The organism is Streptomyces sp. NPDC107562 (genome assembly GCF_055657325.1).
Genome location: NZ_JBVKBE010000003.1, coordinates 898,678 through 919,009, shown reverse-complemented (window position 1 = coordinate 919,009; position 20,332 = coordinate 898,678). Strand labels below are relative to the sequence as shown.

The window sequence follows — 20,332 nt, the reverse complement described above, 5'->3', positions numbered from 1 at the left end:
GCTCACCGGAGCCTGCTCGAGACGAGGATGGACACCAGGTGCAGCAGCGTCTGGAGCAGGGCGATCCCGGCGAGCACGGCGACGCCGAGCCGGGTGAAGAACAGATCGCCGCGGCTCGCGTCCAGGATCGCGAGGAGCAGGATCAGCAGCGAGGCCTCGATGCCGAGCACCAGACGGTGGAACTTGAGCGCCGCGGCGGCGCGGCGGGCCAGCGCCATGCCGGAGGAGCGCGGCTCGGAGGCGGCCTCCTTGACCGGCGGCAGCCCGCCCTGGTGCCGGGCGACGCCGACGAGGTCGGTCTCCGCCTTGATCAGGATCGCGCCGAGGGCGGCCAGGGTGCCGAGGAAGGCCCACAGCCAGTCGACCCGGCCGCTGCCCCACAGGTCCGCGGCGCGCAGGCCGAGGCCGACGAGCACGGCCGCGTCGGTGAGGTAGGCGCCGACCCGGTCCAGGTAGACACCGCCCAGCGAGTACTGCTTCTTCCAGCGGGCGATCTCGCCGTCGACGCAGTCCAGCAGCAGGTACAGCTGGACCATCACCACGCCGAGCACCGCGCCCGGGATGCCCGGCACCAGCAGGGCCGGGGCCGCGAGCACGCCGCAGACGGTCATCAGGTACGTGAGCTGGTTGGGCGTGACCCTGGTGTTCACCAGGTAGCGGTCGACCCGCAGCGACACCTCACGCATGTAGAGGCGTCCCGCCCAGTGCTCACCGCTGCGCCGGTCCTTCACCCCGGCGGGGTGCACGACGGGGCGGAGTTCAGCTACCGATGGCCTTGACATAGTCGGCGTAGGTGTCCTTGATCTGGTGGGTTTGCAGGTCGAGGTGTTCGAGGATCGTGTAGCGGCCGGGCCGGGTCCTAGGGGCGTACTCCACGACCCGGACGAATTCGTCGGGGGTGAAACCGATCTCCTCCGGCAGCACCGGCAGCCCGTGCCGGCGCAGCACCTCGGCCATGTACGCCGACTCCTCGTGCGCGCCGCGCAGATGCATCGCGAAGGCCGCGCCCAGTCCGCACTGCTCGCCGTGCGCGGCCGCCCGCTGCGGGAAGAGCAGGTCGAAGGCGTGGTTGATCTCGTGGCAGGCGCCGGAGGAGGGGCGGGAGTCGCCCGAGACCGACATGGCGATGCCGCTGAGCACCAGTGCCTCGGCCAGCACCTGGAGGAAGTCGTTGTCGCCGATGCCGCCCGGGTGCCGCAGCACCGCCTCACCGGCCTGGCGGGCCATGGCCGCGGCGAGACCGTCGATCTTCTCGCCCTTGACGCGGTGGGCGAGCTCCCAGTCGGCGATCGCGGAGATGTTGGACACCGCGTCGCCGATGCCTGCCCGCACGAAGCGGACCGGGGCCTCGCGGATGACGTCCAGGTCGATGACGACGGCGATCGGGTTGGGCACGCCGTACGAGCCGCGCCCGGCGTCGTTGTCGAGGGTCGCGACCGGAGAGCACAGTCCGTCGTGCGCGAGGTTCGTCGGCACGGCGACCAGCGGGAGGCCGACCCGGGCCGCGGCGAACTTGGCGCAGTCGATGATCTTGCCGCCGCCGAGTCCGACGAGCGCGTCGAAGTGGCCCGACTTCATGTCGGCGGCCAGCCGCACGGCGTCGTCCAAGGTGCCGCCGTCCACCTCGTACCAGGTGGCGCCGGGCAGCTGGGGGGCGACGCGGTCACGCAGCCGGGCGCCGGAGCCGCCGCTGACGGCGACGGCGAGCCGGCCCGAGTGCGATATGCGCTCGTCGGCGAGCACGCCCGCCAGGTCGTCGAGGGCACCCGGGCGGATGTCCACGACGACCGGCGTCGGAACGAGCCTGGTCAGTACCGGCACGCGATCTCCCGTCCCCGGGCCAGATCGTCGTGGTTGTCGATCTCGACCCACGGCACGTCGCCGATCGGAGCCACGTCGATCTTGAAGCCGCGGTTGACGAGCTCCTGGTAGCCGTGCTCGTAGAACTGCTGGGGGTCGCTCTCCCAGACCGTCCGCAGGGCGTCCGCCAGCTCGGGGGCGGCGTCGCCCTCGATGAGCGTGACGCCGATGTACTCGCCGGTGGCCTCCGCCGGGTCCATCAGCTTGGTGATCCTCCGGACGCCCTGCTCGGGGTCGACGACGACCTTCATCTCCTCGTCGGCCAGCGACTTCACGGTGTCGAGGGCGAGGATGATCCGCCGGCCCTCGCCGCGCGCGGCGAGCAGGGTGCGCTCCACGGAGACCGGGTGGACGGTGTCGCCGTTGGCGAGGATCACGCCGTCCTTGAGCGCGTCACGCCCGCACCACAGGGAGTAGGCGTTGTTCCACTCCTCGGCCTTGTCGTTGTCGATCAGCGTGAGCTTGAGGCCGTACTTCCGCTCCAGCTCGGCCTTGCGGGCGTACACGGCCTCCTTGCGGTAGCCGACGATGATCGCGGCCTCGCTCAGGCCGATCTCGGCGAAGTTGGCGAGGGTGAGGTCGAGAACGGTGATCCCGTCGGTCCCGTCCTCGTCGCCCGCGGGCCCCACCGGCACCAGCGCCTTGGGCAGCGTGTCGGTGTAGGGGCGCAGACGCCGGCCGGCGCCGGCCGCCAGCACGAGGCCGATCATGCGGGTTCTCCTTCGTCGTGTACGGCGGGTGCGCCCTGTCGATGGGCGGACACCCAGAACCGGATGCTCTCCAGGAGCACCAGCAGGGCCACGGCCACGGCGAGGACCGTGAGCGCGACCGTGAACTGCGCCGCGGTCAGCACCACGGCGAGCAGCACGACCACCAGCGTCCGGCCCTCGTGCCCCCCGATCGCCCGCACCAGCCACCGCGGGGGTGCGCCCGCGTCGCCACGGATGCGGTAGACCGTGTCGTAGTGATGGTAGGCGACGGCCGCAACCAGCCCGAAAGCCGCGGGAAGTGCTCCGTTCACCTCCGCTTCAGCTGCCAGGATCAGCACGGTCCCGTACTCGGCCGCCCGGAAGAAGGGCGGAACCAGCCAGTCCAGCGCGCCTTTGAGGGGGCGTGAGACGGCCGCCGCGCAGAGTGCGACATGGGCGAGCGCGGCGAGCAGGGTCGGCCAGGTCGCGCCCAGGAGTGCGGCGGAGGTCACCACGAGGAGACCGCCGACGGCGGCGCTGACCGGGGCGAGCGGCACACTCCCCCGGCGTGTGAGAAGTTCCACGAGCGGTCCGCTGTCCGCCAGATCGGCCAGGGCGCGTGCCGCGCGGTCGGTGCGCCCCGTCTTGCGGTTCAGCGACCGCAGGACACGGCCCGCCGTGGTGTAGGTCGCGGCGAAGGCGCAGCCGACGAGCAGCGCGTAGAAGGTGATGCGCGGGGTGGTGAGGGCCGTGAGGACGGCGATCAGCGCCCAGCGCTCGCCGATCGGCAGGACGATCATCCGGCGCAGCCACACCGTCCAGCCGACGCTGTCCAGTTTGTCCGAAAGTGCGGCGGTGGGGCTGGTGTTGGCGGGGCCGCCGGGATCACCGGCGTTCGCCTCGTTGAAGGAGAAGTCGACGACGTGCCGGGAGGTCTGCAGGATCATCGCGCCGAGGGCGAGGGCCCACACGTCGTCGCCGCCCCGGGCGGCGCCGAGGGCGAGGCCCGCGTAGTAGGCGTACTCCTTGGCGCGGTCGAAGGTGGCGTCCAGCCAGGCGCCCAGGGTGGAGTACTGCAGGGAGTAGCGGGCGAGCTGCCCGTCGGTGCAGTCCAGCACGAAGGACGCGATGAGCAGCACGCCGGCCGCGACGAATCCGGCTCGGGTGCCGGTGGCCGCGCAGCCCGCCGCCACCAGGGCGGTGAGCAGCGAGGCGGTGGTGACCTGATTGGGGGTCAGCCCGCGCCGGGCGCACCAGCGCGCGAGGTAGCGGGAGTAGGGGCTGACGAAGTGGGTGGTGAAGAAGCCGTCGCGCGACTTGACGGCCGACTTCAGGCGTACGGCCTCGTCGTCGACGGCGGCCACGGCCTGCCGGGCCTCGTTGCGGGCCTGCGGGTCGGCGGGCACGACGGCGACCAGGCTGCCGAGCTCGGGCCGGTGCACCTCCGTGTCCAGGGTGCCGGTGATCCGGTCGGGGAGGCTGTCGACCAGCAGCGCGCCCTGGGCGGAGGTCTCACGGGCCAGCGCGCGCGTCAGGGCCTGACGGCCGGCGGGCCGGGCCGTGACGGCGCCGGGTATCGCGGCGAGCGGGAAGCGCGGATCGGTGAGGCCGAGGCGCAGCGCGTGCACATGACCGACGAACCGTGCGTCGACCACGGCGACCCGCCGGTCACCGGGCACCTGGGCGAGCAGGGTCTCGGTCTCGGCGGGGTCGGCGGCGATGCGCACCTCGTAGCCGAGTGACCGCAGATCGCCCTCGATCGACGATCCGGGGACCGGCTGACCGGTGAGGATGGCGGTCGGCAACCGAACTCACTCCCTGGGGGCCGGCGCTCTCGCGCCGGTCGTGTGCATGGTGGGGCGCCCCTCGGGGCAGGCGGAGCTGCACCGGCGGACGGCGTGTCGGCAGAGGCTATCGGATGATGGGAAGCCCGTGTTCACCGGCCGTTAACGGTCCGGTCGACACGGTCTGCTGAGCCTCCGCGGTGATCATCGTCGGGGACGCCGGGCTCGGCGGACAACATCGGATCCCCGTGAGCGGGCGAACACGGCATACGGGAGACGGGACCTCCCCAGGCGGGCGACGACGGGAACCTCCGCTCCGGCCCTTAGGGTGGGCCACCATGACATGGCTGATCACCGGCGGTGCCGGATACATCGGAGCGCATGTGGCGCGGGTCATGGCGGAGGCCGGGGAGCGCGTCGTGGCGCTGGACGACCTCTCGGCCGGGGTGCCGGCGCGGCTCCCGGCGGACGTCCCCCTGGTGCGGGGCTCCTCCGGGGACGCCGAGCTGCTGAAGCGGGTGCTCGCCGAGCACGCGGTGACCGGTGTCGTGCATCTCGCGGCACGCAAGCAGGTCGGCGAGTCCGTCGCGCAGCCGGCGCGCTACTACGCGGAGAACGTCGGCGGTCTCGCGACCCTGCTGGAGGCGGTCGCCGACGCCGGGATCGGGCGCTTCCTCTTCTCCTCCTCCGCGGCCGTGTACGGCAACCCCGATGTGGAACTCATCACGGAGGACACCCCGTGCGCCCCGCTGAGCCCCTACGGCGAGACCAAGCTCGCCGGTGAGTGGCTGGTGCGCGCGGCGGGCCGGGCGCACGGCATCGCCACCGCGTGCCTGCGCTACTTCAACGTGGCGGGCGCGGCGAGCCCGGAGCTCGCCGACACCGGGGTGTTCAACGTGGTTCCCATGGTCTTCGACCGGCTGACCCGCGACGAGGCCCCGCGCATCTTCGGCGACGACTACCCGACGCCGGACGGCACGTGTGTGCGCGACTACATCCATGTCGCCGACCTCGCCGACGCGCACCTCGCGGCGGCCCGGCGGCTTTCGGCGCCCGGGGCGCCCGGCGACCTGACCGTGAACATCGGACGCGGCGAGGGTGTCTCGGTGCGTGAGCTGGTCAGCCTGATCGGTGAGGTGACCGGTGACAGGCGTCCCGCCGTCGTCCAGGCGCGTCGGCCCGGGGACGCGCCGCGCGCCGTCGCCTCGGCGGCGCGGGCCGCCGCGGAGCTGGACTGGGCAGCGCGGCGCGGAGTACCCGAGATGGTCGAATCGGCATGGCGGGGATGGCGGCTCCACCACGGCCGCTGAGCCCCCACCGCGCCTCGCACTGCCCTGACCTGCCCTTCGTTTCCGCAGGTCAGGGCACATGACAACGGTGTTCAGTGCCGCGTTGCCGGATACCCCCCGCCCGTAGTTCACTGGGCTCCGGACCCGATCGCAGGAGGCGGCGTTTCATGGGGGCAGGGCACGATCACGGGCACGCGCACGGCGCGCCGCCCACCGGTACGGCGGCCGCGGCGTACCGCGGCCGGCTGCGGGTCGCGCTGGGCATCACGCTCACCGTGATGGTGGTCGAGATCGTCGGCGGTGTGCTCGCGGACTCCCTCGCGCTGATCGCCGACGCCGCGCACATGGCCACCGACGCGCTCGGTCTCGGCATGGCCCTGCTGGCGATCCACTTCGCCAACCTGCCGGCCAGCGCCAACCGGACGTTCGGGTTCGCCCGCGCCGAGATCCTCGCCGCGCTCGCCAACTGTCTGCTGCTGCTCGGGGTCGGCGGCTACGTGCTCGTCGAGGCGATCCAGCGCTTCATCACGCCGACCCCCACCGAGGGCGGACTGACCCTCGTGTTCGGCGCGATCGGTCTGGTGGCGAACATGATCTCGCTCACGCTGCTCATGCGGGGTCAGAAGGAGAGCCTGAACGTGCACGGCGCGTTCCTGGAGGTCGCCGCCGACGCGCTGGGCTCGGTCGCGGTGCTGATCTCGGCCGCGGTGATCCTCACGACCGGCTGGCAGGCCGCCGACCCGATCGCCTCGCTGGTCATCGGCCTGATGATCGTGCCGCGCACGCTGAAACTGCTGCGCGAGACGCTCGACGTGCTGCTGGAGTCGGCGCCCAAGGGCGTCGACATGGCGGAGGTGCGCACCCACATGCTCGGGGTCGACGGGGTCGAGGACGTGCACGACCTGCACGCCTGGACGATCACCTCGGGGATGCCGGTGCTCTCGGCGCACGTCGTCGTCCGTTCCGACGTCCTGAACGCGATAGGGCACGAGAAGATCCTGCACGAGCTCCAGGGCTGCCTGGGCCACCACTTCGACGTGGAGCACTGCACCTTCCAGCTGGAGCCGGGCGGCCACGCGGAGCACGAGCCGAGGCTGTGCCACTGAGCGCCGGGCCGGCGCACCCGAGCCCGCACGACGGGGGACGGGCCCGCGCCGGAGCCTCCGGAGCGCGCCGCGCCGCCGCGCGCGCCCGCGTCTTCGCGCACAGCCCGTAACGGATGGTTCCTTCTCCGTGATCCGGGCACGATCACCTTCCGGGGCCCTCTTCCGGTGCCGACGCGCCGGGAAGTGCCGGGAGTGCCGGATTCGTACGGCAGACTGGGGCGCGAGGAACGAGGCGAAGGATGGGTATGCCGATCACACCTGCCACCGCGACGCACAGCTCGTCGAACGGCACCGCGGAAGCGATCCTGCTGGAACTGGTCGACGAGAACGGCGCGACGATCGGTACCGCGGAGAAGCTGGCCGCCCATCAGCCGCCGGGGCAGCTGCACCGGGCGTTCTCGGTGTTCCTGTTCGACGAGTACGGCCGTCTGCTGCTGCAGCAGCGGGCCCTCGGCAAGTACCACTCCCCCGGTGTGTGGTCCAACACCTGCTGCGGCCACCCCTACCCGGGCGAGGCGCCTTTCGCGGCGGCGGCCCGGCGGACGTTCGAGGAGCTCGGCGTCTCCCCGTCCCTGCTCGCCGAGGCGGGCACGGTGCGCTACAACCACCCGGATCCCGCCTCCGGACTGGTGGAGCAGGAGTACAACCACCTCTTCGTCGGACTGGTGCAGGCGCCGCTGCGGCCGGACCCGGAGGAGGTGCACGCCACCGCGTTCGTCACACCGGACGAGCTGACGGAGCGGCACGCCAAGGACACCTTCTCGGCCTGGTTCATGACGGTGCTGGACGCGGCCCGTCCCGCGATCAGGGAGCTGACCGGTCCGTCCGAGGGCTGGTGAGCCTCAGATCAGCCCGCGGGGGTCGAGCGGCAGGGCGGCCCAGATCACCTTGCCGCCGCTCGTCGTGTGCTCGACGTCGCACACCCCGCCCACCTCACGGGTGATCTCGCGCACCAGCAGCAGGCCCCGGCCGCCGGTCCGGCCGTAGTCGGTCTCCAGGGCGGTGGGGCGGTAGGGGTGGTTGTCCTCGACGGACACCCGCACCCACTCGGCGCCGACGGCGACCTCCACGGCCAGCATCGGCGAGAGCACCGCCGCGTGCCGTACGGCGTTCGTGACCAGCTCGGAGACGATCAGCAGCAGTCCCTGGAGCACGTCCTCCGTGACCGGCACCCGCTGACGCAGGAGCAGGTCCCGTACGGCGTGCCGGGCCTGCGGGACCGAGGCGTCGACCGCCGGAGCGGTGAACCGCCACACCCCCTCGTAGGACAAGGGGTCGCGTGTCCTCGGCTCGACGGGTGCGTCTGTGCCGCCTTCGGGGCGTGGGGCGGGCCCGCGCCCGTGGTCGTCCATGGTCCGGTCGCCACCCTTGTGCTCGATTGTCACCACACGTCGAGTGTTGGTACCGGACCGCTCCCCACCGGAGGACTGAACAGAAGTCAGCGACTATCGAGCGCTTCTGACCGTTGGCGTATGACCCCGTCAGGTGTGGGACTGCATCCTGTTCCGCCGGTGCCGACTTTACGAACTATTCGGCTTGTACGGGTTTCGTGGTGCCGTCCGGGCCGTCCTCCTCGGCGCCTGCGCCGGTGGCCTCCTCCACCAGGCCGACGATCCGGCGGCCGCCGAAGCCGGTCGCGATCAGGCCGAGGCCGTCGAAGAGCAGGGCCAGCGAGATGAACGTGCCGATGACGTACTGGCCGGCGCTCGGCCACGACGCCAGCACCGCGATGCCCAGCAGCAGGTCGAAGGCGCCCAGCAGCAGCGTCCAGCCGAACTGCGGGCCGCGCACCACCAGACCGCCGACCAGCCGGAAGATTCCCGCGGTGAGGAACAGCAGGGCGGCGAACATGGCCAGCGCGTCCGCCGCGGCCTCGGGGCTCTTCAGGATCACGACGCCCGCCGCGAGGTTCAGGGCCGCGACGATCGCCGCGAGCCAGAAGAAGTTGCTGCCCCGCCCCTCGATGGCGTGCAGCAGTCCGACGACGCCACCGATCAGCAGCAGCCAGCCGAACAGCAGCATGGACGTCAGGGTGGCCACACCCGTGTACACCAGCCCCACGAGACCGCCGAGGACCAGCAGCACGCCCAGCGCGACCAGCCGGCCGAAGCCACGCCGCAGTTTCGCCTTCTCGTCCTTCGCGGTCCCGGTCATCGGACCGCCTCCTCTCCCGAGCCCTCGGCGCCGGTGGTGAGCCTTGCTACGGCTAGCATCCGGCACATGGAGCCCCAGTTGCTGGACGACGTCACCGACTCGGTCGCCACCGTCGTCATCTCCCATCCGGCCAAGCGCAACGCCATGACCGCCGGGATGTGGCGCGCGCTGCCCGTGCTGCTGGACGCCCTGGCGACCGACCCCGGGGTACGGGCCCTGGTGCTGACGGGCGAGGGCGGCACGTTCTGCGCGGGCGCCGACATCTCCACGCTACGTTCCTCGCCCGCCGAGGCACAGGGGCTGGCCGTGCTGGCCGAGGAGGCGCTCGCCGCGTTCCCGAAACCGACGCTGGCGGCGGTCCGCGGGCACTGTGTGGGCGGCGGGGCACAGCTCGCGGCCGCCTGCGACCTGCGGTTCGCGCAGGAGGGCGCGCTGTTCGGGGTGACGCCCGCGAAGCTCGGGATCGTGTATCCGGCCTCCGCGACCCGGCGGCTGGTGTCGCTGATCGGTCCGGCCGCCACCAAGTACCTGCTGTTCTCAGGCGAGTTGATCGACACCGGCCGGGCGTTGCGCACCGGGCTGGTCGACGAGGTGCTGGCCGAGGGCGAACTCGACAAGCGGGTCGCCGAGTTCACCCGGATCCTGGCCTCCCGTTCGCAGCTGACGCAGGCCTCGGCGAAGGAGTTCGCCGACGGGCGCACCGACCGCGACGCCCACTGGGCCGAGCACGCGCGCGGCAGCGCCGACACGGCGGAGGGCGTCGCCGCGTTCCTGGAGCGGCGCCGGCCGCGCTTCACCTGGACGGTGCCTACCTCAGGATGAAACGGCTCCGGGCGCGCAGGGCCTCGACGACATGCGCCGGCGCCTTCTGCGGGGACCCGGCGTCGTAGGGCGGCTGCGGGTCGTACTCCGTGGCCAGCTGCACGGCCTGGGCGTGGTCGTCACCGGCGATCCTGCCGAGGAGGGTCAGTGCCATGTCGATGCCGGAGGAGACGCCGGCGGCGGTGACGTACTTTCCGTCGAAGACGACCCGCTCGCCGGTCGGTTCGGCGCCGAGCGGCCTGAGCTGGTCGAGGGCCAGCCAGTGGGAGGTGGCACGGCGCCCGGCGAGCAGGCCGGCCGCGGCGAGCAGCAGGGAGCCGGTGCACACGGAGGTCGTCCAGGTACTGGTGGCGTCCACGGCGCGCAGCCAGTCCAGGAGGACCCGGTCGTCCATCAGGGCGCTCTGTCCCGGGCCGCCGGGGACGACCACGACGTCCGGTCGCCGGACCTCGTCGAGCGCCCTGTCCGCGGTCAGGGCCAGCACCCCGTTGTCGCTGCGGACGGGTCCGGCCTCCTTGGCGACGAAGACCGTCTCGGCGTCCGGGATCCGGGAGAGGATCTCGTAGGGGCCGACGGCGTCGAGGGCGGTGAAACGGTCGAAGACGAGCAGGGCGATCTGCATGGCGGGCCTTTCGGTGGGTGGGCGGAGCCTCATCGGGCCGGGGCCGGGGCCGGGCGGAAGCGTCGGCGGTACTCGGCCGGGGGCGTTCCCAGGGCGGCGACGAAGGCGCGGCGCATGGCTTCCGGGGTGCCGTAGCCGCTGGAACGGGAGATCTCGTGTATGCCCTCGCCGGTGTCCTCCAGCAGGCGGCGGGCGTGTTCGAGGCGGACGCGGTCCACGTAGCGGCCGGGTGTCGTGCCGGTCTCGGCGCGGAAGGCGCGGGCGAAGTGGCGGGGCGAGAAGCCGGCACGCGCCGCGAGGGCCTCGACGGTCAGATCACCGGAAGGGTGCTCGGTGATCCACCGCTGCACCTCGCGCAGCGGTTCGCGGCGCGCGGTCTGGGCGGCGAGCTGGGCGCTGAACTGGGACTGGTTGCCGGGTCGGCGCAGGAAGACCACCAGGTGCCGGGCGACGGTCAGGGCCACGTCGCGGCCCAGGTCCTCCTCGACCAGGGCGAGGGCCAGGTCGATGCCCGCGGTGACACCCGCCGAGGTGGCGACGTGACCGTCGCGGACGTAGATGGGATCGGCGTCCACCCGTACCGCGGGGTGGTTCCGGGCGAGGGTGGCGGCGTAGGCCCAGTGGGTCGTGGCGTCCCGGCCGTCGAGCAGGCCGGCCTCCGCAAGCAGGATGGCGCCGGTGCAGACGGAGACCAGCCGCGCGGCACGCGGTCCGCGCACGCGCAGCCAGTCGGTCAGACGCGGGTCGGGCCCGCGGGTGCCGCGCCCGCCGGGCACCACGAGGGTGTGCGGATCGGGGGCGTCGGCGAGCGCCTGGTCCGGTACGAGCGTCAGTCCGCTGGAGGCGCGCACCGGACCGCCGTCCAGGGAGGCGGTGCGGATGCGGTAGGTCCCGGGGACGAGCTGCTCGGCTCCCGCGAAGACCTCCACGGGGCCGCTGACATCGAGGCTCTGCACGCCGTCGAAGAGGACGACCAGAACGGTTCGCTGCGCCATACCGGCGATTCTTCGCGTGTCCCGGCATGGCCGCAATGACGCGCTTCCCACCTTTCCTGCCTTCGCCTTGATCGGCATGGGCCGCCGAGGACGAGGTACTCGACAGGCGTCCGCCCGGCAGCGACCGCTGCGCCGCGGACGAGGAAGAACAGCACCACGGACGAAAGGGGAACAACGTGTTCCGTGCCATCGCGGATGTCCTGCGCCAGATCGGCGGTGCCGTCGCCACGGTCGTGACGCTGCCGTTCAGGGCCGTGGCCCGCCTCCTCGGCGGTGCCTCCGGATCCGGACGGCGTGGCGCGCGCCGGGTCTGAGAACCGCCGCCCCGCCACTTCCCGCCCTGGTCCCCCGTTGTCGGTGCCACCTGCCACAATTGCCGCGCAACCCGAAGTGGAGAAGGCGGTACGGGATCGTGACGACACCCCTCGTAGGGTCCATCGAAGGCAGGATCGCCGAGGAGCTCGGCGTACGGGAGCGGCAGGTCAAGGCTGCCGTGGAGCTGCTCGACGGCGGTTCCACGGTGCCTTTCATCGCCCGCTACCGCAAGGAAGCGACCGAGATGCTCGACGACGCGCAGCTGCGCACGCTCGAGGAACGGTTGCGCTATCTGCGGGAGCTGGAGGAGCGGCGCACGGCGATCCTGGAGTCGGTGCGCGAGCAGGGCAAGCTCACCGACGAACTGCGGGCGCGGATCCTGGCCGCGGAGACCAAGGCGCGCCTGGAGGACATCTATCTGCCGTACAAGCCCAAGCGGCGTACGAAGGCGCAGATCGCGCGGGAGGCCGGTCTGGAGCCGCTGGCCGAGGGGCTGCTCGGCGACGCCTCCGTCGAGCCCCTCGCGGCCGCGGCGGCGTTCGTCGACGCGGACAAGGGCGTGGCCGACCCGCAGGCCGCCCTGGACGGCGCGCGGGCGATCCTCACCGAGCGGTTCTCGGAGGACGCCGACCTCATCGGTGAGCTGCGCGAGCGCATGTGGGTGCGCGGGCGGCTGGCCGCGAAGGTGCGGGAGGGCAAGGAGGAGGCCGGCGCCAAGTTCGCGGACTACTTCGACTTCGCCGAGCCCTTCACCGAACTGCCCTCGCACCGCGTCCTCGCGATGCTGCGCGGGGAGAAGGAGGAGGTCCTCGACCTCGTCCTGGAGCCGGAGGAGCCGGTGGAGGGCCCCTCGTCGTACGAAGGGATCATCGCCGGCCGGTTCGGGATCGCGGACCGCGGGCGCCCCGGCGACAAGTGGCTGACGGACACCGTCCGCTGGGCCTGGCGGACCCGTGTCCTGGTCCACCTCGGCATCGACCTGCGCCTGCGGCTGCGCACCGCCGCCGAGGACGACGCCGTCGGCGTGTTCGCGGCGAACCTGCGCGACCTGCTGCTCGCCGCCCCGGCCGGCACGCGCGCCACGCTGGGCCTGGACCCCGGTTTCCGCACCGGGGTGAAGGTGGCCGTCGTCGACGCCACCGGCAAGGTCGTCGCCACCGACGTCATCCACCCGCACGTCCCGGCCAACCGGTGGGACGAGGCGATCGCCAAGCTGGCCCGGCTCGCCAAGGAGCACGCGGTCGAACTGGTGGCCATCGGCAACGGCACCGCGTCCCGCGAGACCGACAAGCTCGCCGGTGAACTGATCACCAAGCACCCGGAGTTGCAGCTCACCAAGGTGATGGTGTCCGAGGCCGGCGCGTCGGTGTACTCGGCCTCCGCCTTCGCCTCGCAGGAACTGCCCGACATGGACGTGTCGCTGCGCGGCGCGGTGTCGATCGCACGCCGGCTCCAGGACCCCCTCGCCGAGCTGGTGAAGATCGACCCGAAGTCGATCGGCGTCGGCCAGTACCAGCACGACCTGTCCGAGGTGAAGCTGTCGCGCTCGCTGGACGCGGTGGTCGAGGACTGTGTGAACGGCGTGGGTGTCGACGTCAACACCGCGTCCGCGCCGCTGCTCTCCCGTGTCTCGGGCATCTCCTCCGGGCTCGCGGAGAACATCGTGGCCCACCGGGACGCCAACGGCCCGTTCACGTCCCGCTCCGAGCTGAAGAACGTGGCGCGGCTCGGGCCGAAGGCCTACGAGCAGTGCGCGGGCTTCCTGCGCATCCGGGGCGGCTCGGACCCGCTGGACGCGTCCAGCGTGCACCCCGAGGCGTACCCGGTGGTGCGGCGGATGGTGAAGACCACCGGCCAGGAGGTGGCCGCGCTGGTCGGCAACACGAGCGTGCTGCGGTCGCTGCGGCCGCAGGACTTCGTGGACGAGACCTTCGGCCTGCCGACGGTCGGCGACATCCTCAAGGAGCTGGAGAAGCCGGGGCGCGACCCGCGCCCGGCGTTCCGGACGGCCACCTTCAAGGAAGGCGTCGAGAAGCTCGCCGACCTGGAGTCGGGCATGGTCCTGGAGGGCGTGGTCACCAACGTGGCCGCGTTCGGGGCGTTCGTCGACGTCGGCGTCCACCAGGACGGCCTGGTGCACGTGTCCGCCATGTCGAAGACGTTCGTCAAGGACCCGCGGGACGTCGCCAAGCCGGGTGACATCGTCAAGGTGAAGGTCCTCGACGTCGACATCCCGCGCAAGCGGATCTCCCTCACGCTGCGTCTGGACGACGAGGCGGCGCCCCAGGAGCGGGGTGCCGGCGAGCGCCGTCCGCAGCGGGGCGGGCGACCGCCGCAGCAGCGCCAGGGCGGTGGCGGAGGCGGCCGTCAGGGCGGTGGCGGTGGCGGCCGGCAGGGCGCCGGTGGTGCCCGGCAGGCCCCCGCTCCGGCGAACAGCGCGATGGCCGACGCCCTGCGCCGCGCCGGGCTGCTCGACCCGAAGAAGGGCGGCCGGGGCTGAGTTCGGCGGTTCGGGGGCGCGCGAGCGCGCGGCCCCGGGCCGCCCCCGTCCGCGCGTAGGGTGACGCCATGACCACTTCGCGTGCGGTGACCTGGGACGTCATGGCCAGTCACGGCTTCGAGACCGCCTGGGTCGCGTTCGACGGGGAGACCCTGCGGGCGCGGGGCCGGGCGGTGGGGACGGATCCGGAGCCCTACTGGGTGTCGTACGAGCTCGAAACCGCCGAGGGGTACGTGACCCGGCGGCTGCGGGTGACCACCGAGACCCCCGAGGTGACGCGGACCCTCGATCTGCGGCACGACGGGCGGGGCGAGTGGACCGCCGACGGTGAACCGCTGCCGGAGGTGAACGGGGCGCTCGACTGCGACCTGGGCCTGTGTCCCCTGACCAACACCATGCCGGTGCTCCGGCACGACCTGCACCGGACCGCCGGTGAACGGGAGTTCCTGATGGCCTGGGTCGCCGTACCGGAACTGGCCGTCCGGCCCTCCGTGCAGACCTACACCCACCTCGCCGGCACCGGCGGCGGGCGGGTGCGGTACGCCTCGGGCGACTTCCGCAGCGACCTGGACTTCGACGCGGACGGCCTAGTGGTGGACTACCCCGAACTGGCGTCGCGGCTGACGCCCCGCTAGCGCTCGGTCACCTTGCCGTCCGCCACCTCCAGCCGGCGGGTGACGTGGACGGCGTCCAGCATGCGGCGGTCGTGAGTGACCAGCAGCAGGGTGCCGGTGTAGGCGTCGAGGGCCGACTCCAGTTGCTCGATGGCGGGCAGGTCGAGGTGGTTGGTCGGCTCGTCGAGGACCAGCAGGTTGACGCCACGGCCCTGGAGGAGGGCGAGGGCCGCACGGGTACGCTCCCCGGGCGAGAGGGTGTCCGCCGGACGCAGCACATGGTCCGACTTCAGGCCGAACTTGGCCAGGAGGGTGCGCACGTCGGCCGGTTCGGTGTCGGGGGCTGCTTGCTGGAACGCGTCGAGCAGGGTCTGCGGGCCGTGGAACAGCTTGCGGGCCTGGTCGACCTCGCCGACCAGCACACCCGAGCCGAGCGTGGCGTGCCCCGCGTCCGGCGTGACCCGGCCGAGCAGCGCCCCGAGCAGCGTCGACTTGCCGGCGCCGTTGGCGCCGGTGACCGCGACGCGGTCCGCCCAGTCGACCTGGAGGGAGACCGGTCCGAGCGTGAAGCCGCCGCGCCGGACCTCGGCGTCGCGCAGGGTCGCCACGACCGCGCCGGAGCGGGGCGCCGAGGCGATCTCCATGCGCAGCTCCCACTCCTTGCGGGGCTCCTCGACCACGTCCAGCCGCTCGATCATGCGCTGGGTCTGGCGCGCCTTCGCGGCCTGCTTCTCGCTGGCCTCGCTGCGGAACTTGCGTCCGATCTTGTCGTTGTCGTTGCCCGCCTTGCGCCGGGCGTTCTTGACGCCCTTGTCCATCCAGGAACGCTGCATCTGCGCACGGTCCTGGAGGGCGGCCTTCTTGTCGGCGTACTCCTCGAAATCCTCGCGCGCGTGCCGGCGGGCCACGTCGCGCTCCTCCAGGTAGGCCGCGTAGCCGCCGCCGTAGAGGTTGATCTGCTGCTGGGCGAGGTCGAGTTCGAGGACCTTGGTGACCGTGCGGGTGAGGAACTCGCGGTCGTGGCTGACGACGACCGTGCCGGCGCGCAGTCCCCCGACGAAGCGTTCGAGGCGCTCCAGTCCGTCGAGGTCGAGGTCGTTGGTGGGTTCGTCGAGCAGGAAGACGTCGTAGCGGGAGAGCAGCAGGGAGGCGAGTCCGGCGCGGGCCGCCTGGCCGCCGGACAGGGAGGTCATGGGCTGGTCGAGGCCGACGGCGAGGCCGAGCGAGTCGGCGACCTCCTCGGCGCGCTCGTCGAGGTCGGCGCCACCGAGGCCGAGCCAGCGCTCCAGGCCGAGGGCGTAGGCGTCGTCCGCGCCGGGGGCGCCGTCGACCAGGGCCTGGGTGGCGGCGTCCATGACCCGCTGGGCCTCGGCGACGCCGGTGCGGCGGGCCAGGAACGCGCGCACCGACTCGCCGGGCCGCCGCTCCGGCTCCTGTGGCAGATGCCCGACCGTGGCGGTGGGCGGGGACAGACGCAGCTCACCCTGTTCCGGCGTGGCGAGTCCGGCGAGCATGCGCAGCAGGGTCGACTTGCCGGCACCGTTGGCGCCGACGAGCCCGATCACGTCGCCGGGCGCGACGACCAGGTCGAGGCCGGTGAAGAGTGCGCGGTCGCCGTGGCCGGCGGCGAGGTTCTTGGCGACGAGGGTGGCAGTCATCAGACCGCCGATTCTAGGGCCTGTCCGACAACTCGCGTCGTCGCCCGGAGGGCCGCCGGACGGCAGACGGGAATTGTTCAGACAGGCCCTGGTGGCCCCGCCGGGTCACCCGACCGCGGCGGCCGTCAGCGCGCCATCGCCGCCACCAGCACGCCTTCCGCCGTCCTGGCGACCACGTACGCGGCGCCCCTCACGGCCTTCGCGTCGAGCGGGATGCGGTGCCGGCCCGGTTCGAGCAGGCCGTCGAAGACCTCGTGGGTGCGGGTGCGCGAGAGCCGGTCGAGGCGGTACGCGGTCAGGCGCACCCGGCAGGCGGAGGTGACCTCGACGCCCGCCTCGCCGTCGGCGGTGACGAGGCCGGTCAGGCGGCGCCGTGCGACGGGTCTGCGGTCGAGGGCGTGCTCGATCTGGGCGACCAGCAGCGGGACGATCGGGGCGAGGCCGTCGACGTGGGCCGCCTCGGCCCCGGCGCGCTCGAAGGCCCGGCGCACGGCGGCGCGCTGCCGCGCGTCCACCTGCCGGGGGAGGACGACGGCGCGGTAGCCGCGCAGTTCTTCGGCGGGGACGCCGTCGGCGTCGTGGGCGATGTCGGCGCCGATGCCGATGGTGCGCAGCGCGGCGGCGAGTCTGGCGACCAGGGCGACGCGGGCCCCGATCAGCAGCACGCGCGGGCGCTCGGGCCCGGCGGCGTCCAGCAGCGAGCGCAGGGCCGTGCGGTACGCGGCGCCGTGGAAGCGGAACGGGCCGATGCCCCGGTAGCCGTTCCGTTCCAGGTCGGCCTGTCCGGACGTCTGCCAGGCGAAGTCCCGCCACACGTAGTCGTCGTCGACGCGTTCGATGACCGCGGTGACCGCGCCGCACGCGAGGTCCGCGCACTCGGGGCAGCCGTAGAGGACGTAGCGCCCGCCGGGCAGCGGGGCCTCGGCCTCCAGCAGCAGGCCGCGCACGTGGGCGGTGAGGACCGCGGACGGGACGTCGGAGGCGAGCGGGGACACGGCGTCCAGGTCCGAGAGCTGGAAGAGCAGCGGGCGCCCGTCGACGACGAAGTCCACGAAGTCCCGGTGCACCTGGTGGCCGCCGTCCGCGAGAACTCCACCGGCACGCATGGCCGGTGCCAGGGCGAAGGTCACGTACACGGCAGACATACGGTGAGTATCCCCACACTTACGGCACCCTGATCGCGGCATGGCACATTCCGCTACCGTCCCCGCATGAGCAGTGACGCGAGGGGCGATGTCGTCGTCGTCGGCGGCGGTGTCGTGGGGCTGACGACGGCCGTGGTGCTGGCGGAGCGGGGCCTCAGGGTGCGGGTGTGGACGCGGGAGCCGGCCGAGCGGACCACCTCGGCGGTGGCGGGCGCGCTGTGGTGGCCCTACCGGATCGAGCCGCAACAGGCGGCGCGCCGCTGGGCGCTGCGCTCGCTGGAGGTCTACGAGCGACTGGCCGCGAGCCCCGAGGTCACCGGCGTGCGCCTGGTCGAAGGGGTGATGGGCGAGACGGACGCGGACGCGACGGACGCGTGGGCGGCGGGCCGGCTGCACGGGCTGCGTGCGGCGACACCCGAGGAGTACGCCGGTCCGGTGGGCCTGTGGGCGCGGCTGCCGTTGATCGACATGGCCACCCATCTGCCGTATCTGCGGGACCGGTTGAGGGCCGCCGGCGGGGTCGTGGCGGAGCGCGCGGTGTCGGCGCTCGTGGAGGTGGACGCGCCGGTGGTGGTGAACTGCACGGGGCTCGGCGCGCGGGAGCTGGTGCCGGACGCGTCCGTGCGCCCGGTGCGCGGGCAGCTGGTCGTGGTGGAGAACCCGGGGATCCGCACCTGGGTCGTCTCCCAGGACGCCGCCGGTGCGATGGCGTACGTGTTCCCGCATCCGGGGCGGCTGGTGCTGGGCGGCACCTCGGAGGAGGACTCCTGGTCGAGGACGCCGGATCCGTCGGAGGCCGAGGCGATCGTGCGGCGGTGCGCGGCCCTGCGACCGGAGATCGCCGGGGCGCGGGTGCTGGAGCACCGCGTGGGGCTGCGGCCGGTGCGCGACGCCGTGCGGCTGGAGCGCGTGACTCTGCCGGACGGGCGGGTGCTGGTGCACAACTACGGTCACGGGGGCGCGGGGGTCACCGTGGCGTGGGGGTGCGCGGAGGAGGCGGCCGGACTGACCGCCTCCTCCTGACGCGGAGCCGGCGGTCAGTGCTTGCCGATCGGGTCGCCCTCCACGTCCGTGCCGCGGCCCGGGCCGATGCGCAGCTCGAACTCGCCGTCGTACTTCTTGTGGCCCTCGATGACGGCCAGTTCGACCGCCTCCGAACCCATCTCGTTACGGACGATGACCGGGTCGCGGCGCAGGTCGCGCAGGAGCGCGACGCACATGAAGATCATCACGACGACGAACGGTGCCGCCGCGAGGATCGTCAGGTTCTGCAGACCGGTCAGCGCGTCGCCCTGACCGCTGCCGACCAGGAGCATGACGGCGGCGACCGCTCCGGTGAGCACACCCCAGAACACCACGACCGTGCGGGCCGGTTCGAGGGCGCCCTTCTGGGAGAGGCTGCCCATGACGATCGAGGCCGCGTCGGCGCCGGAGACGAAGAAGATGCCGACGAGGATCATCACCAGCAGGCTGGTGACCGTGGCGATCGGGAACTCCCGCAGGAGCGCGAAGAGCTGCCCCTCCGGCGTCGACTCGTCGCCGAGCCGCCCCTGCTCCTCCATCTTCATCGCCGAGCCCCCGAACACCGCGAACCAGACCAGGCTGACCGAGCTGGGCACGAGGATGACACCGCCGACGAACTGGCGGATCGTACGGCCTCGGCTGATCCGGGCGATGAACATGCCGACGAACGGCGTCCAGGAGATCCACCAGGCCCAGTAGAAGACGGTCCAGCTGCCGAGCCAGTCCGCGACGCCCTCGCCACCGCTCGCCTCGGTGCGGCCCGCGAGCTGCGGGAGGTCACCGAGGTAGGCGAAGATCGAGGTGGGCAGCAGGTCGAGGACGATCACCGTGGGGCCCGCGACGAACACGAACAGGGCGAGCACCAGCGCCAGCACCATGTTGGTGTTGGACAGCCACTGGATGCCCTTCTCCACGCCGGACACGGCGGAGGCGACGAACGCCAGGGTGAGCACCGCGATGATCGCGACGAGCAGTCCGGTGCTCACGTCGTCCATCCAGTCCAGCTCCCGCACGCCGGAGCCGATCTGGAGCGCGCCGAGTCCGAGGGAGGCCGCCGAGCCGAAGACGGTCGCGACGATCGCGAGGATGTCGATGACCCGCCCGGCGGTGCCGTTCGCGTGCTTGCGGCCGATGAGCGGGGTGAAGACCGCGCTGATGGTCTGCCGCCGGCGCCTGCGGAAGGTGCTGTAGGCGATGGCGAGACCGACCACGGCGTAGATCGCCCACGGGTGGAGCGTCCAGTGGAACAGGGTCGTGGCCATGGCCGTCTCCATGCGCTCGCCGGAGTCGACCGGATCCGTGCCCGGCGGTGGCGTGGTGTAGTGCGCGAGCGGCTCGCTGACGCCGTAGAACATCAGGCCGATGCCCATGCCGGCGCTGAACATCATCGCCACCCAGGACACCGTGCGGAACTCGGGCTCCTCACCCTCGGCGCCGAGGTGGATCCGGCCGTACCGGCTGATCGCGAGCCAGAGCGCGAAGACGACGAACCCCGAGGCGGTGAGCATGAACGCCCAGCCGCCGTTGTGCATCAGCCCGCTGAGCATGCTGCTGGAGACGCTCTCCAGGGAGTCCGTCGCGGTCGCGCCCCAGATCACGAAGGCCAGCGTGAGCGCGGCGGTGACCCCGAACACGACCTTGTCGGTCCGGGGGCGCCCCTGCCCGGGCAGACCCGCCTCCGAGCCCGGCAGCGCGTCGCCTGCCGGGCCGGGGTGGTCGGTCGGTTGTTCGTTCGTCACGGGCGGCACCTTTCGTC

General features: G+C 72.6%; 19 protein-coding genes. 8 read left to right on the top strand and 11 right to left on the bottom strand.

Annotation, left to right across the window (positions count from 1 at the left end; translation table 11 throughout):
* Window positions 1–2 precede the first annotated feature (2 nt).
* Genes ACZ7LV_RS14255 through ACZ7LV_RS14240 form a run of 4 tightly spaced genes read right to left on the bottom strand, consistent with a single transcriptional unit; the run spans window position 3 to window position 4,354 of the window.
* Entirely contained in the window at window positions 3–782 is a 780-nt protein-coding gene (locus ACZ7LV_RS14255) for a CDP-alcohol phosphatidyltransferase family protein (protein ID WP_471939141.1), read from the bottom strand.
* Entirely contained in the window at window positions 760–1,821 is a 1,062-nt protein-coding gene (locus tag ACZ7LV_RS14250) for an iron-containing alcohol dehydrogenase family protein (RefSeq protein ID WP_471939139.1), read from the bottom strand. Before ACZ7LV_RS14250 ends, ACZ7LV_RS14255 begins: the two co-directional genes overlap by 23 nt.
* Window positions 1,809–2,570: a phosphocholine cytidylyltransferase family protein gene (locus tag ACZ7LV_RS14245; RefSeq protein ID WP_471939137.1), complete on the bottom strand. Its 762-nt coding sequence runs from the start codon at window positions 2,568–2,570 to the stop codon at window positions 1,809–1,811. The genes ACZ7LV_RS14250 and ACZ7LV_RS14245 overlap by 13 nt, the downstream gene beginning before the upstream one ends.
* Window positions 2,567–4,354, bottom strand: coding sequence for a DUF5941 domain-containing protein (locus ACZ7LV_RS14240; protein WP_471939135.1), 1,788 nt, complete (start codon window positions 4,352–4,354; stop codon window positions 2,567–2,569). The genes ACZ7LV_RS14245 and ACZ7LV_RS14240 overlap by 4 nt, the downstream gene beginning before the upstream one ends.
* 317 nt (window positions 4,355–4,671) lie before the next feature.
* Here ACZ7LV_RS14240 and galE point away from each other — a divergent pair, with 317 nt between their 5' ends.
* The 3 genes from galE (at window position 4,672) to idi (ending at window position 7,567) form a co-directional block, all read left to right on the top strand.
* Complete coding sequence (galE, locus tag ACZ7LV_RS14235; protein ID WP_471939134.1) at window positions 4,672–5,643, top strand: UDP-glucose 4-epimerase GalE; 972 nt, start codon at window positions 4,672–4,674, stop codon at window positions 5,641–5,643.
* 146 nt (window positions 5,644–5,789) lie between these two features.
* Complete coding sequence (locus tag ACZ7LV_RS14230) at window positions 5,790–6,728, top strand: cation diffusion facilitator family transporter (protein WP_471939132.1); 939 nt, start codon at window positions 5,790–5,792, stop codon at window positions 6,726–6,728.
* 245 nt (window positions 6,729–6,973) lie between these two features.
* Window positions 6,974–7,567: an isopentenyl-diphosphate Delta-isomerase gene (idi, locus tag ACZ7LV_RS14225; RefSeq protein WP_401666321.1), complete on the top strand. Its 594-nt coding sequence runs from the start codon at window positions 6,974–6,976 to the stop codon at window positions 7,565–7,567.
* A gap of 3 nt (window positions 7,568–7,570) precedes the next feature.
* On the opposite strand, the gene ACZ7LV_RS14220 is transcribed toward idi, so the two are convergent.
* Window positions 7,571–8,080: an ATP-binding protein gene (locus ACZ7LV_RS14220; protein ID WP_471939228.1), complete on the bottom strand. Its 510-nt coding sequence runs from the start codon at window positions 8,078–8,080 to the stop codon at window positions 7,571–7,573.
* Window positions 8,081–8,255: 175 nt separating this feature from the next.
* Complete coding sequence (locus ACZ7LV_RS14215) at window positions 8,256–8,882, bottom strand: HdeD family acid-resistance protein (RefSeq protein WP_471939130.1); 627 nt, start codon at window positions 8,880–8,882, stop codon at window positions 8,256–8,258.
* Between the two features lie 66 nt (window positions 8,883–8,948).
* Here ACZ7LV_RS14215 and ACZ7LV_RS14210 point away from each other — a divergent pair, with 66 nt between their 5' ends.
* A complete protein-coding gene (locus ACZ7LV_RS14210) occupies window positions 8,949–9,704 on the top strand; it encodes an enoyl-CoA hydratase/isomerase family protein (RefSeq protein WP_471939128.1) in 756 nt (251 codons plus the stop codon).
* Here the strand turns inward: ACZ7LV_RS14210 and ACZ7LV_RS14205 are convergent.
* The gene (locus ACZ7LV_RS14205) at window positions 9,691–10,326 is read right to left on the bottom strand and encodes a DJ-1/PfpI family protein (RefSeq protein ID WP_471939126.1); all 636 of its coding nucleotides are present in this window, start codon (window positions 10,324–10,326) and stop codon (window positions 9,691–9,693) included. The two genes, ACZ7LV_RS14210 and ACZ7LV_RS14205, sit on opposite strands and share 14 nt — an antisense overlap.
* A 29-nt stretch (window positions 10,327–10,355) precedes the next feature.
* A complete protein-coding gene (locus ACZ7LV_RS14200) occupies window positions 10,356–11,321 on the bottom strand; it encodes a GlxA family transcriptional regulator (protein ID WP_471939124.1) in 966 nt (321 codons plus the stop codon).
* A gap of 176 nt (window positions 11,322–11,497) precedes the next feature.
* Between ACZ7LV_RS14200 and ACZ7LV_RS14195 the strand changes: the two genes are divergently transcribed.
* The 3 genes from ACZ7LV_RS14195 (at window position 11,498) to ACZ7LV_RS14185 (ending at window position 14,771) form a co-directional block, all read left to right on the top strand.
* A complete protein-coding gene (locus ACZ7LV_RS14195) occupies window positions 11,498–11,635 on the top strand; it encodes an LPFR motif small protein (protein WP_218512358.1) in 138 nt (45 codons plus the stop codon).
* Between the two features lie 98 nt (window positions 11,636–11,733).
* Window positions 11,734–14,136: a Tex family protein gene (locus ACZ7LV_RS14190; RefSeq protein ID WP_471939122.1), complete on the top strand. Its 2,403-nt coding sequence runs from the start codon at window positions 11,734–11,736 to the stop codon at window positions 14,134–14,136.
* A gap of 68 nt (window positions 14,137–14,204) precedes the next feature.
* The gene (locus ACZ7LV_RS14185) at window positions 14,205–14,771 is read left to right on the top strand and encodes a putative glycolipid-binding domain-containing protein (protein WP_471939120.1); all 567 of its coding nucleotides are present in this window, start codon (window positions 14,205–14,207) and stop codon (window positions 14,769–14,771) included.
* Here ACZ7LV_RS14185 and ACZ7LV_RS14180 read toward each other — a convergent pair.
* Together ACZ7LV_RS14180 and ACZ7LV_RS14175 are read right to left on the bottom strand one after the other, a co-directional pair.
* Window positions 14,768–16,408, bottom strand: a complete 1,641-nt coding sequence (locus ACZ7LV_RS14180) for an ABC-F family ATP-binding cassette domain-containing protein (protein ID WP_471939118.1) — start codon at window positions 16,406–16,408, stop codon at window positions 14,768–14,770. The genes ACZ7LV_RS14185 and ACZ7LV_RS14180 overlap by 4 nt on opposite strands.
* Window positions 16,409–16,533: 125 nt before the next feature.
* A complete protein-coding gene (locus tag ACZ7LV_RS14175) occupies window positions 16,534–17,553 on the bottom strand; it encodes an oxidoreductase (protein ID WP_471939116.1) in 1,020 nt (339 codons plus the stop codon).
* Window positions 17,554–17,619: 66 nt separating this feature from the next.
* On the opposite strand from ACZ7LV_RS14175, the gene ACZ7LV_RS14170 reads away from it, so the two are divergent.
* Window positions 17,620–18,576, top strand: a complete 957-nt coding sequence (locus tag ACZ7LV_RS14170; protein ID WP_471939114.1) for an FAD-dependent oxidoreductase — start codon at window positions 17,620–17,622, stop codon at window positions 18,574–18,576.
* A gap of 14 nt (window positions 18,577–18,590) precedes the next feature.
* Here the strand turns inward: ACZ7LV_RS14170 and ACZ7LV_RS14165 are convergent, their stop codons facing one another.
* A complete protein-coding gene (locus ACZ7LV_RS14165) occupies window positions 18,591–20,315 on the bottom strand; it encodes a BCCT family transporter (protein WP_471939113.1) in 1,725 nt (574 codons plus the stop codon).
* Window positions 20,316–20,332 lie beyond the last annotated feature (17 nt).